The sequence below is a fragment of the Salinarimonas soli genome, from assembly GCF_008386575.1.
GTDB classification, from domain to species: domain Bacteria; phylum Pseudomonadota; class Alphaproteobacteria; order Rhizobiales; family Beijerinckiaceae; genus Salinarimonas_A; species Salinarimonas_A soli.
The window spans coordinates 47,196-59,205 of sequence record NZ_VUOA01000030.1; the positions used below are offsets into that span (position 1 = coordinate 47,196).

Annotated in this window: 11 protein-coding genes; 5 read left to right on the forward strand and 6 right to left on the reverse strand. The window is 63.5% G+C overall.

What is annotated here, in order from left to right; genetic code table 11:
- Positions 1–109 precede the first annotated feature (109 nt).
- Positions 110–1,303, forward strand: a complete 1,194-nt coding sequence (locus F0L46_RS17145; RefSeq protein ID WP_149819768.1) for a GAF domain-containing sensor histidine kinase — start codon at positions 110–112, stop codon at positions 1,301–1,303.
- Here the strand turns inward: F0L46_RS17145 and F0L46_RS17150 are convergent.
- The 3 genes from F0L46_RS17150 to F0L46_RS17160 all read right to left on the reverse strand — a co-directional run bounded on the left by F0L46_RS17150 (position 1,300) and on the right by F0L46_RS17160 (position 5,562).
- Positions 1,300–3,885, reverse strand: a complete 2,586-nt coding sequence (locus F0L46_RS17150; RefSeq protein WP_188312018.1) for a sensor domain-containing protein — start codon at positions 3,883–3,885, stop codon at positions 1,300–1,302. The genes F0L46_RS17145 and F0L46_RS17150 overlap by 4 nt on opposite strands.
- A gap of 292 nt (positions 3,886–4,177) precedes the next feature.
- Positions 4,178–4,582 carry a response regulator gene (locus tag F0L46_RS17155; RefSeq protein WP_149819772.1) on the reverse strand — a complete coding sequence of 135 codons (405 nt, stop codon included), beginning with the start codon at positions 4,580–4,582 and terminating at the stop codon, positions 4,178–4,180.
- The gene (locus tag F0L46_RS17160) at positions 4,558–5,562 is read right to left on the reverse strand and encodes a sensor histidine kinase (protein WP_188312019.1); all 1,005 of its coding nucleotides are present in this window, start codon (positions 5,560–5,562) and stop codon (positions 4,558–4,560) included. The genes F0L46_RS17155 and F0L46_RS17160 overlap by 25 nt, the downstream gene beginning before the upstream one ends.
- Positions 5,563–5,722: 160 nt before the next feature.
- Between F0L46_RS17160 and F0L46_RS17165 the strand changes: the two genes are divergently transcribed.
- Positions 5,723–7,072, forward strand: coding sequence for a sensor histidine kinase (locus F0L46_RS17165; protein ID WP_188312020.1), 1,350 nt, complete (start codon positions 5,723–5,725; stop codon positions 7,070–7,072).
- Positions 7,073–7,076: 4 nt separating this feature from the next.
- A complete protein-coding gene (locus F0L46_RS17170; RefSeq protein WP_149819778.1) occupies positions 7,077–7,514 on the forward strand; it encodes a response regulator in 438 nt (145 codons plus the stop codon).
- A 412-nt stretch (positions 7,515–7,926) separates the two neighbouring features.
- On the opposite strand, the gene F0L46_RS17175 is transcribed toward F0L46_RS17170, so the two are convergent.
- From F0L46_RS17175 to F0L46_RS17185, 3 genes are all read right to left on the reverse strand, one after another.
- On the reverse strand, positions 7,927–8,427 hold the full coding sequence (locus F0L46_RS17175) for a DUF5681 domain-containing protein (protein WP_149819780.1): 501 nt from the start codon (positions 8,425–8,427) through the stop codon (positions 7,927–7,929).
- Positions 8,424–9,767 (reverse strand): site-specific DNA-methyltransferase, encoded by a 1,344-nt coding sequence (locus F0L46_RS17180; RefSeq protein ID WP_149819782.1) that lies wholly within the window; start codon positions 9,765–9,767, stop codon positions 8,424–8,426. The genes F0L46_RS17175 and F0L46_RS17180 overlap by 4 nt, the downstream gene beginning before the upstream one ends.
- A 640-nt stretch (positions 9,768–10,407) precedes the next feature.
- Positions 10,408–10,698 carry a hypothetical protein gene (locus F0L46_RS17185; protein WP_149819784.1) on the reverse strand — a complete coding sequence of 97 codons (291 nt, stop codon included), beginning with the start codon at positions 10,696–10,698 and terminating at the stop codon, positions 10,408–10,410.
- A 226-nt stretch (positions 10,699–10,924) separates the two neighbouring features.
- Here F0L46_RS17185 and groES point away from each other — a divergent pair, with 226 nt between their 5' ends.
- Both groES and groEL read left to right on the forward strand, forming a co-directional pair.
- Positions 10,925–11,239: a co-chaperone GroES gene (gene groES / locus F0L46_RS17190; RefSeq protein WP_149819786.1), complete on the forward strand. Its 315-nt coding sequence runs from the start codon at positions 10,925–10,927 to the stop codon at positions 11,237–11,239.
- 44 nt (positions 11,240–11,283) lie between these two features.
- The coding region (gene groEL, locus F0L46_RS17195) for a chaperonin GroEL (protein WP_149819788.1) at positions 11,284–12,010 on the forward strand (727 nt) is incomplete at its 3' end.

Genomic DNA, 12,010 nt, shown 5'->3' on the forward strand with positions numbered 1-12,010 from the left:
TGACTCGCGACCGCCTATTGGCTTTCACGCGCGTCTTTCCCCGCCTACCTGCTGCAGTTATGCTACGAGGACGGCTGCTCGAAGCCGCCCCGCGGGATGATTTGCTGCAATGAAAGCACCACTCGCTGCAAACGAGGAGCAACGTCTGGCTGCGTTGCGTCGCTACGGGATCCTAGACACCCCAGAAGAAGCCGTTTTTGACAATATTACCCGCTTGGCAGCACACATTTGTGACGCGCCCATCGCAGTCATAAACCTAATCGACGAACGACGGCAGTGGTTCAAGGCAGAGGTCGGTTTGGGCGTCCGCGAGACACCGCTCGACGTGTCTATATGTGCTCATGCAATCCTCCAATCGGGGCTCGTTGTGGTACCGGATGCAACTCGGGATGCTCGTTTTGCATGCAACCCGCTCGTAACCGGCGGGCCCCGCCTACGCTTCTATGCTGGTGCCATCCTCGAAACCTCGGACGGCTATCCGCTCGGAACTCTCTGCGTCCTCGACGACAAAGTAAGCCGTTTGAGTCCCGAGCAAGGTGAAGCGCTCATGGCTCTCGCACATCAAACCATGGCGCTGTTTGAACTGCGTCGTAATCTGGCCGAAGTCGAACGGGTCAGCGTGGATCGCGCCCGTCTCATGGCTGTTGCAGGACACGATCTGAAGCAACCGCTGCAAACCATAAGCCTCGCGCTTGAGGTCGCTCAGCCAAAAGTTCTGAATAAGCTTCACGCAGCGCTCGTCAGAACTGCTCTCAACGCATGTGACAAGCTTGGCTCCGACCTCGATCAACTCGTCCAAACTGCTCGGTTAGGAGGCGGAGCGCCGAGATGGCAGAGGGTGGCTTTGCAACCATTCATCGCGGAAGTTGTCGCCGAGTGGGAGCCGCACCTCCAGCTGAAAGCGATGAGGCTGAAGCTGGCCCCGACCTCGCTGTGCGGGTTTACTGATCCGGCCATGCTTGCGTCGATTATGCGCAATCTGATCGGCAATGGGATCAAGTACACACTCTCCGGTGGGCGCATCCTCGTCGGGTGCCGACGCCGCGGCAGCGCAGTGCTGATCGAGGTGTGGGACACAGGTATCGGGATCGCGCCGGGCAAGTTGGAACGTGTGTTCGACGCGTTCCATCAGCTCAACCCGGAGGAGTCGGACGGGCTCGGCATGGGGCTGGCGATCGTCCGTCAGACCGCGACGATGCTCGGTCACGAGGTCAGCGTGAAGTCCGTAGTCGGCCGCGGTACTGTGTTCCGCGTGTCAGTCCCGATTGTGGCACCAAGCCATGCTCTCAGTCCGCCTCACTAAAGAGTGCCCTGTCGGTCTGAACCTCGTGCGGCTTGGCCGACCCAAGTGGATCTTGAGTCGATCAGTGCCCGTACCTCGCTTGCCGGTCGCGGGCGACTGAACAAGTAGCCCTGCACTTCCGTGCACCCCTGCTCGCGAACGCGATCCAGTTGCTCGGGTGTCTCCACACCCTCGGCTGTCGTGGTGATGCCAAGACTGGCGCCAAGTCCAGCGACGGCTTTCACAATCGCTAGGCAGTCCGACTTCTCACCGAGTTCGCGCACGAACGAGCGGTCGATCTTGATCTTGTCGAACGGGAATGAGCGAAGGTAGCTCAGGGACGAGTAGCCCGTCCCGAAGTCGTCCATCGCGATCCGGACCCCGAGCGCACGGAGCTGGTGCAGGAGCGCCAGGGTGGCTGCGCTATCGTGCAGCAGCACTGACTCCGTGATCTCGAGCTCTAGCCGGTGCGGCGACAGACCGGACATCCCGAGGGCCGATACAGCGGTATGAAGGAGGGTGGGGCTTCTGAACTGAACTGGTGAGAGATTCACGGCAACTTTCAGTTTTCTGGGCCAAGCCGCCGCCTCCCGACACGCGTCTCGAAGCACCCACTCGCCCAAGGGGATGATAAGGCCGATCTCCTCAGCGAGCGGAATGAACTCGGCCGGCGGCACTTGGCCTCGCTCGGGATGATTCCAGCGCAGGAGGGCCTCGAACCCGATGATCTCGCTGCTCTGCGCGTTTACCAGCGGTTGGTAGTAAAGCTCGAATTCCGAGGCAGCGAGGGCGCGCCGGAGATCCAGTTCCAACCGCCGCCGCTCCTGCAAGCGCGCGTCCATCGCAGGCTCGAAGAAGCGACAGGCTCCCCGCCCGTCTGCCTTCGCGCGGTAGAGTGCCATGTCGGCATTCTTGAGCAGGACGTCGGGATCAAGCCCGTCACTCGGAGCGCATGTCACACCGACGCTCGTCCCGATCACCACTTGGTGGCCCTCGATGCCAAAGGGAGCACGCAGGACTTCTATAATGCGCCGGGCCAGTAACCCGGCCTGCTCCGGGCGGTCGATCGCCTGCAGGATCGTGAACTCGTCACCGCCGAGGCGAGCGACCGTGTCCGTCTCGCGAACGCATTCCTTGATCCGCTTGGTCGCTGCCCTGAGCAGCAAGTCGCCGACAGGATGGCCGAGCGTATCGTTCACGGCCTTGAAATGATCCAGGTCGAGGCAGAGAACGGCAAGGCCCTGGCCGCGTCGCACCCGCGCAAGTCCCTCCTCCATGCGCTCCCTGAGCAGAGTGCGATTCGGTAGTCCGGTGAGCGCATCGTGACGAGCCATGTGTGCGATCCGGGCCTCCGCCAGGATCGCTTCGGTGACGTCCTCATGGGTCGCAACATATCCACCAATCGCCATCGGGTTGTAGGTGACTTGGACGATGCGGCCATCCTGAAGCGTCGCCTTGAAGCTCTGGGCAGTGCCCGCCAATGCGCCTGCCACATGCTGCTCGACATAGGTCTCGGCGTCGACGGGCGCATTCGCGATCGAGCGCCGGAACGCCAGGATGTCCTGCACCTGCGTCCCCGGGCGCGTCAGCGCCTCGGGAAGCCGGTACATGCGGGCGTAGGCGGCATTGCACAGGATGAGATGCCCCCCAGCATCGAAGAGGCAAAGCCCATGGGGCATGTTGCTGAGTGCCGCATCGAAACGCAGGTTCTGCGTCGTGAGTTCGTCCTCGCGCTCCCGCAGGGCGAGTTCCTGCCTTTTGCGCGTGGTCACGTCGGTGTAGGTGCGGACGGCGCCACCACCGGGTAGCCTCACGGTGCGGACCTCCAGCACCGTTCCATCCGGGCACGTGCGCTCGTACGAGCCGTACTGCACCGCCTCCAACCCTGCCGTGCCGAGGTGTTGGCTGAAGGCGTCGTCGGCTCGGAAACTGCCGGAGCGGTGCTGGAATTCGGCGATGGTAGCAAAGGTCGGCTTGGATGCCATGAGGTCCTCGGGCAACCCGAGTAAGTCGAGGACGCGCTGATTGTAAACGAGTACCCGGCCGCCGGCATCGAACATCATGAGACCCTGATCCATATTGGACAGGGTTGCCTCGAGGAGAGCCGTCTGGTCTCGAAGAGCCGTTTCCTGCTCCAGAAGGCGGGCATGCTGGCGTTTGTGCTCGGCATTGACGCTGACGTAAGCGCGGTTCGTGGCATTCAGGGCCCCGATGGTCCGCTCCAGCTCAGTCCGGGTCTCATGCTCTAGAGTGATGTCCGAGCCGACCCCTCGATAGCCCAGGAAGGCACCTGTGAGGGGGGCAAAAACCGGTTGGCCCGAGATCTTGAACCAGAGCGTCCGGCCGTCGCTGCTCTGGTACGGGTAGACGAAGTCGCGGAACGCGCGACGAGCGAGCAGGTCATCGAAATGGGACCGCCAGAAAGCGCGATCCTCGGCATTCGCGGCGACATCAAAGCGGCTTCTCCCAATGGCATGCTCGGGGTCAACGCCGGTGACCTCTTTGATGCGGGCCGAAAAATAGGAGAAGCGCAGGTCAGCATCCATCTCCCAGAACCAATCGGATGCGATCTCGGCGAAGTCTACGAGGAGGCGCTCGGACACGGACGTTCCCAATCCCGGCGGATGTTCAGGAGTCTTGAACCCGAGGAGTTAACAGGTTGCCCTAGAGTTGATCACGAAAATGATGGTCGCCATTGACAAACCCGCATACGTCCAACTGACAGGGCCCGGGTTGTGAAAATCAACACTTGGCATTAATCAATGGAGGTAAATTCAGAGGGAGCTCACCTGGGTATTCGCTGCAAGAAGCTGAGGCGCTTGCGACCTGTGCCATAGATCCCAGAGCATTCGCCAGCACCGCCGAGGAACCTGGAGCTGGATGCGTTAGGCGGTATCATAATGGTTCGTGCCCCGAGGTTATCACCGCCATGAGGACTTCAATCAATCGTTCGCCGCTGAACGGCTTGAGCAGAAACCCGAGAGGCTGAGTTTCTTCGGCCGCGGCGCGCGTAGAAGGATCGCCTGAGCCGGTGATAAATAGGTGCGGCACTCCGCATGCACGAGCGGTCGAAGCGACGTCGATGCCGGTCATCGGCCCGCGAAGCGTGATGTCGAGAACGGCGAGGTCGATCGAGGCGCTCTCTAGCAGCTCGATGGCCTTCTCGCCCGTCGCGGCGACGCCAGCAACGGTGTGGCCTGCATCCTCGATGATGTCGGCCACGTAATCTGCGACGAGCGCCTCATCCTCGACGACGAGGACGCGAAGTGAGCGAGTCATGAGGGAAGCCGCACCGTGCATGTCACTCCTGCATCGCTCAAATTCATCTCGACCCCTGCACCAATCTGCTCGGCCAGCCGCTCGATCAGGCGTGCGCCGAGGCCACCGCCCGAGGACTGCTTGCCGCGGCTTCCTTCGCCATCATCCTTGATCGTGAGAACGAGTTCGCCAGCCTGCTGCTCCAAACTGACGAGGAGATTGCCAGTAGCGCTCTCCGGGAAGGCGTGTTTGAGAACGTTCGTGATGAGTTCGTTCGCGATGAGCCCGAGTGGCGCTGCCACATCGACTGTCAAATGTGTAGACGCGATCTCCGTTGTAAGCCCAATACGTCCCCCAGCCAAGCCAACGAGGTTTCTAGCCAAGCCCTCAAGGAAGGCTTCGAAATCAACCCGCCGGAAGTCCTGCGAGCGGTAGAACTCCTCCTGCAATGCCGTCAGAGCCTGGATCCGTCGCCTGAGATCCGCAAGCTGCTGGCGGGCCTCGAGATCCATCATCGCCTTCTCCGTCATGCGCATGAGGCTCACGACGATCTGAAGGTTGTTGTGCAGGCGGTGGTAGAGCTCCTTGAGGACGAGATCGCGGTTCTCGGTGAGCTCCCGGCGCTCGCGGTGCCGGTCATAAGCGATGCGCACGCTTGCCGCCAGGCGCCGCAGCTGGCTGGAGCGCTTGACGATGTAGTCGTCGAAGCCTTGCTTCATGGCCCGTACGGCAAGATCCTCGTCACCCGTTCCCGTGAACATCACGGTGCAGCACGCCGGCGCCGCCGCCTTGACCCACTCGAAGACCTTGAGGCCGTCGGACCAGCGAAGATCGAAGTCGGTGATCAGAACATCGGGAACCCACCCAGCCAGGGCACCGTTCAGGCTTCCCTCGTCGGTGGCCTCGCGGATCTCCGCCGCCGGGAACTCATGCCCGATGGTTCGATGTACGAGGTCACGAATGTCAGGATCGTCGTCGACGAGGAGGATGCGGCGGGGTTCCATGTTGACGACACGGTGCAAGGGGCCAATCTGCCCATCGCGGTAACCAGGGATCACCGGTTTGGACCAGGCGCAGGGTAGAACAGAGAACCCCCGGCCCGTCACCCCCAATGGCGAGGACCGCGACCGGTTCCCTGGCCAGGCCCCCTGGCGTGCGCTGGTCGGCCCCGGAGCGCTTGTGGTGACTGCGGCCCTCCTGACTGCGGCCGCCTTGCTGTTGAACCTCAGCCTCTCACGCCTGACCGAAAGTCGATTGCTCGCTTTCGAGACTAACACCGTTCTCCGGCACATCGCGCAGGTCAGGGCAGAGGTCACCGCCGCTGAGACCGGTCAACGCGGCTACATCCTGACGGGCGAGCGGCGTTATCTCGCGCCCTATGAGGAAGCCGTGACGCGCGTCTGGTCGACCCTCACGGACCTCGACACCCTGGTGCGCGCGCCGGATCAGCGACAGCGCCTTGCCGAGATGCGGCCGCTCATCGAAGCCAAGTTCGGGGAACTCGCACGCACTGTGGAGCTTCGCGGACAGAGTTTCGACGCCGCGCTCAGGGTCGTGCGCACCGACGAGGGTCAGCGGCTGATGGAGGAGATCGCCACGAGGGTTCAGGCCTTCGAGCAATCCGAGCGGGCGAGGCTGGTGGCGCGGACGGGAGCCCTCGAGAGCCGGGCCACATGGGCGACGCGCTACGCCGGTCTGACGGTTCTCCTTGCGCTCGGTAGCGCAGTCATTGCAGCGCTGTGGTTTGCACGCCAGAAAACTCACGCCAAGCTGTTTGCAGCTGAGCGAGGGTTCCGGCGTGACCTGGAGCATCAAGTAGAGGAGCGAACCCTTCAACTCACGGAAGCGAACCGCGAACTCGATGCCTATGCCTATACGATCTCGCACGACCTGCGAGCGCCTCTACGCGCGATGCACGGCTATGCTGACGCCCTCAGTGAGGATTACGGGTCACTTCTCCCTAAGGAGGGGCAACGGTTCACCCAGCGCATCGGCGCGGCAGCCTCCCAGATGGAGGAGCTGATCCAGGACATCCTGTCTTACAGCCGCCTTGCCCGAGAGGAGGTGCGCCTGCGCCCCGTATCGCTCGAAAGCGTCGTCGATGGTGTGCTCGCACGATCGGCTGAGCGCCTTGCCGAGGCAGGAGCAGAGGTCCACGTGGAACGACCTCTGGCCGAGGTGACCGCACACGCTGCCATCCTAGGCCAAGCCGTCGAGAACCTTATTCTCAACGCCATAAAGTTCACGGCGTCTGGCGCGAAGCCTAAGGTGCGCATCCGAGCCGAGCGGCATGGTTCAATGGTGCGGCTGCACGTCGAAGACAACGGAATTGGGATCGATCTCGAGCATCAGGAGCGGATCTTCCGCCCGTTCGAACGCCTCCACGGGGCCGAGACCTACCCGGGTACCGGTATCGGCCTCGCCATCGTGCGCCGCAGCCTGGATCGGATGGGTGGGCGCTCCGGGGTGAACTCTACGCCAGGGCAAGGCAGCAGCTTTTGGATCGAACTTGGGCGCGCAGGTGAGGAGTGATCGGATGGACAGCGACGAGAAACTGGTCCTCATCGTCGAGGATAACGCGGACGATCGTGAACTTCTCTCACGAGCGTTCAGGAAGGCGAAGGTTGCCGCCGAGATCCGGTTTGCCGAGGATGGCGACCAGGCTCTCACCGCATTGAAGGGATTAGCCGAGGAGGCCCGACCCTCTTTTCCTGCTGTCGTACTCCTTGATCTCAAGCTGCCCCGAAGCTCCGGCTTCGAGGTTTTGGATTGGCTGAAGAGGCATCCGACACTTAAACGTGTTCCCGTAGTGATCCTGACGTCATCGCAAGAGGACACTGACCTGGGGCGGGCTTATGATCTCGGCGCCAATTCTTACCTGGTGAAGCCGGCCAAACCCGAGGCTCTCCTGGCGATGGTCGAACGCATCGAGGCTTACTGGCTCAAGATGAACCAAGCTGCTTCACTAGCCTAGGCTGGGACTGGAGAGCAGTCTGCCAGGCAAACGGTCGGAAGGTCTGGCAGGGCGCTTCGGCGAAGGGCCGTGCTGAATGCTATGCACCTCCATCCCGCTGTTTAGCAAGGATCGCGAATAACTCTTCATCCGAAAAGTCGTAGACAGTGCGCTTTTCAGATTGTGCCGGTTGCTGAGAGACTTGTAGGTCGCCTGCAGTGAGTCGCGCGGTGAGCGCCCGTAGCAGAGCTGTTTGAGCCAGAATGGCGAGCCTGCCTCGTGCTGTCACAGGCCGTCTGGCCTGCTTGCGAAGGGATGCAGGGCGTCTCCCGTGAACAAAGACAGGGCCAGAGCGGTAATGGGGCATAGGTTGACTCCAGAGTTGTGGCGAGCATGGGCGATCCGTGCTCGTCGGCAGTCGCGATGCTGATCCTCAGGACTCGGCTGGTCGCCGTACCAACAGCTTAGGGTCGATTTCCACCTCACCCGTCGCAAGGTCCACCCGTACCAAGCTCGCGTCGACGGGGCTTGGCCCAGCTTCGCCGCGTGCCTCCCGCCGTTCACGTTCGGCCTCAGCCTCGACCTGGAACGCCACCGCGCTCTGAACAAACTGAGCCTGCGCAACCTGCTCCTCCCGTGCGCGGTCCTGGATCAGCTTGAGAAAGGCACGCTGGGCCGGCGCGTTGCCCTTCAGCGCTGATGCGATCGTGGTTCGCACTAGGGCCTGAAGCGCCGTGAGCTGCACCGAGCGGTCACCCTGGCGCACGTCGATGAGACGGCCGAGCTCCTGCTCCAGAACATCGCCCACCGCTTCTGTCCGGCGTCGGCCCTTCGGGTTGCCGGAGCGTCCCTTTTGGAACCGGGTGTGCTGCGGCGGCTTGCCGTATCCGACCTCATACGTGCCCGAGGCATCAGCCTTACGAGACCGGCTCATCGTGCATCCTCCCGCTCGATTGCGACCTCATCAGCCGTCGAGCGCTCCGCCTCGACCTCCTCGACGGTGAGACCCGTGCCCGCAAGCCGCGCAGCCTTGCCCGTGAGGTGCTCGAACCGGCGCACGATCCCGTCGCAGTACGCGGCGTCAAGCTCTACGACTCGAGCTGATCGCCCCGTCCGCTCGGCCGCAATCAGGGTCGTGCCCGAACCCGCGAACGGATCGAGCACGATCTCGCCTCGCAGCGAGCAGTCCTTAATCGCGTCCGCCACCAGCGCCACGGGCTTGACGGTCGGGTGCATGGCAAGCTCCGCCTCGCGCTCGGCTCGGAAGGTGTTCACCCCAGCATAGTCCCACACGTTCGTGCGGTACCGCCCCGTGTCGCCCAAGCCGAAGGTGTTGGTGTGGGGCGCCGTGCCGACCTTGTAGACGAACACCAGCTCGTGCTTGGAGCGGTAGAATGTGCCCATGCCGCCGTTGGTCTTGTTCCACACGCACAGGTTCTTGAGCTCGGAGAAGACCTGGCTGCCTGCGGCCAGCAGCTCACCCATGTGCCGCCAGTCCATGCACACGAAGGCGATCGCGCCATCAGCGGCATGAGCCGCCGCAGCGCCGAGTGTCTGAGCGAGAAAGGCCGTGAAGGCAGGGGCCGACATCTCGCCCGAGGCGCAGGCGAACTCGCGATGGCGGGTCGCTCCGAGGCCGCAGACGTGCCCGTCGATGGGGACGTTGTAAGGTGGGTCGGTGAAGATGAGGTGAGCGCGCTCAAGACCCATGAGAGCCTGGAAGGTTCCAGGCTCGCGAGCATCGCCGCAGATCAGGCGGTGACGTCCGAGCTGCCAGATGTCGCCGCGGCGGGTCACAGCCGCACCAGCAGCAGGCGGAGGTGGTGCGTCCTCCGGCTCCGACGGGCTTTCGGGCGAGGCGTCGCGTGCGTCCTCGAGCACGATGTCGATGTCGGCTGCGCTGAAGCCAGTGATGTCGAGGTCGAAGTCGAGCTCGACGAGGGCCTGCAGCTCGATGGCGAGGATCTCACGATCCCAGCCAGCGTTGAGGGCGAGCTTGTTGTCGGCCAACACGTAAGCCCGGCGCTGAGCGGGGGTGAGGTGGGCGAGCCTGAGGGTCGGTATGGAGGGGAGACGCAGCAGCTTTGCCGCCTCGACACGGCCGTGGCCGGCAACGATGCTATCGTCCTCGCCGATCAGGACGGGGTTGGTGAAGCCGAACTCCTCGATGCTTCGGGCGATCTGCCGGATCTGCTTCTTGGAGTGGGTGCGGGCGTTGTGGGCTGAAGGACGCAGGCTGTCTGGCGAGCGGTGCTCGATGCTGGGGTAGGTCATGACTCATCTCTCGTGTTGGGTGAGGCGATGAGCCGATAGAGCGGCAAGGAGCCGGGGCATTCTATCCCGTGACAACCGAACACGCCGAAAGAAAGTGGCAGAGCTGGCATGCTCTGCCTGGCAGCGGCGGTTCCCTGGTTGGCGTGTCCGGATCCCTGCTGGCGCTGGTGCCATTCCCTGTTCGGGCGTGTAGGGAATTGAGGGCTAAAGCACTGAGCCGACGGGGTGATCACACGCGGGTCTCGTCTCTGCAAGGCGGGTTCTGTGGGGTTTCCCTGTTCTTTTCCCTGCGCACAGGGAATGCCGGCCAGAGACGGGTTCATTACTGACTACGTGCACCACCAAATCTTTGCTACAGAGACGCAGACTTACGCGAGGCCGCCCACCGGGCGGCTTTTGTGTTTTCGAGCCTGCGGAGCGCTGGTGGAGAGCGTATCCGGCCAGATCGCAAATGCATCTCGGGCGCAAATACAGGCCGATGGTGAGGGCTGACGTCCAGCCCTGCCAGAGCGGACAGCTACTGGATCGGCCGCGGGCTCTCCGGCGAGAGAGGCGCCGTTGCGATGGACCCCAGGGTCCCCGCCGGGGGCTGATCAACGCATGTTTCCCGGCCAGATCCCTTAAGCGATGACCCGCCACCTCAACCCCGCGCCGCCTCCTTGGCGCGCCGCAAGCCCTCCGCGCTCGTGGGGCTCACCCGCAGGATGTTGTAGCCGCCCGGGGAGGAGCGCTTGGAGAAGCGGAGCTCGAGGTGGCCGCCGGTGTCCAGGGGCACGCGGTGGCGGCCGTCGGTCTCGCCTTTGAGAAAGCGGCGCAGCCCGATATAGAAGGCCTCCTCGTGGCCGTGCACGGCGTGGCGGATCGCGGGGTGGATGACGAGGGTGGTGCGCGCCTGGTCGCAGACGCTCTCGACGGCATCGAGGCTCAACATCGTTGGACTCCACGCTGGGGCGCCCTGGCGCGGGCGCCCATATGGGTCAACGTGGCCATAAGCCTTCCGGTTCGGCGGCCATGGGGGCCGCGACGATTGGGCTTGCCCCGGAGCCCGGTTCGATCTATCACCCGCTCCTAGCACTCACGCGCGTCGAGTGCTAACGCCAGGCCAGGCCGGCGTCTCGACGCAGGGGTGCCCGTCATTCCAGACCAGGAGAAGCATCATGGCTTTCCGTCCCCTTCACGACCGGGTCGTCGTCCGCCGCATCGAGGCGGAGGAGAAGACCAAGGGCGGCATCATCATCCCCGACACCGCCAAGGAGAAGCCCCAAGAGGGCGAGATCGTGGCGGTCGGCTCCGGCGCGCGTGACGAGACCGGCAAGGTCAACCCGCTCGACGTGAAGGTCGGCGACCGGGTGCTGTTCGGCAAGTGGTCGGGCACCGAGGTGCGCATCGATGGCCAGGATCTCCTCATCATGAAGGAGTCCGACATCATGGGCGTGGTCGTCGAGACCGCCGCGTCCGCCAAGGCCGCCTGAAGACCCCATTCGACCAAGACATCGACCAGAACAGGAGGCCACCCATGGCTGCCAAAGACGTCAGGTTTTCCGCCAACGCCCGTGAGAAGATGCTGCGCGGCGTGGACATTCTCGCCGACGCCGTGAAGGTGACGCTGGGGCCGAAGGGCCGCAACGTGGTGATCGAGAAGAGCTTCGGCGCTCCCCGCATCACCAAGGACGGCGTGACGGTCGCCAAAGAGATCGAGCTTGCCGATAAGTTCGAGAACATGGGCGCCCAGATGGTGCGCGAGGTGGCCTCGAAGACCAACGACCTCGCCGGTGACGGCACCACCACCGCGACCGTGCTGGCCCAGGCCATCGTGCGCGAGGGCGCCAAGGCCGTGGCCGCCGGCATGAATCCCATGGACCTCAAGCGCGGCGTCGACATGGCCGTCGCGGCGGCCGTGGAGGACCTCAAGAGCCGGGCCCGCAAGGTCTCGACCAACGAGGAAGTGGCGCAGGTCGGCACGATCTCGGCCAACGGCGACAAGACCGTCGGCGAGATGCTGGCCCAGGCCATGCAGAAGGTCGGCAACGAGGGTGTGATCACCGTCGAGGAGGCCAAGACCGCCGAGACCGAGCTCGACGTCGTCGAGGGCATGCAGTTCGACCGCGGCTATCTCTCCCCGTACTTCATCACGAACGCGGAGAAGATGATCGCCGAGCTCGACGATCCCTACATCCTCATCCACGAGAAGAAGCTCTCCTCGCTCCAGGCCATGCTGCCCATCCTCGAGGCCGTGGTGCAGA

Coding starts and splice junctions, on each gene's coding strand:
- F0L46_RS17145 (WP_149819768.1), top strand. CDS start 110: ATGAAAGCACCACTCGCTGCAAACGAGGAGCAACGTCTGGCTGCGTTG.
- F0L46_RS17155 (WP_149819772.1), bottom strand. CDS start 4,582: ATGCACGGTGCGGCTTCCCTCATGACTCGCTCACTTCGCGTCCTCGTC.
- F0L46_RS17170 (WP_149819778.1), top strand. CDS start 7,077: ATGGACAGCGACGAGAAACTGGTCCTCATCGTCGAGGATAACGCGGAC.
- F0L46_RS17175 (WP_149819780.1), bottom strand. CDS start 8,427: ATGAGCCGGTCTCGTAAGGCTGATGCCTCGGGCACGTATGAGGTCGGA.
- F0L46_RS17180 (WP_149819782.1), bottom strand. CDS start 9,767: ATGACCTACCCCAGCATCGAGCACCGCTCGCCAGACAGCCTGCGTCCT.
- F0L46_RS17185 (WP_149819784.1), bottom strand. CDS start 10,698: ATGTTGAGCCTCGATGCCGTCGAGAGCGTCTGCGACCAGGCGCGCACC.
- groES (WP_149819786.1), top strand. CDS start 10,925: ATGGCTTTCCGTCCCCTTCACGACCGGGTCGTCGTCCGCCGCATCGAG.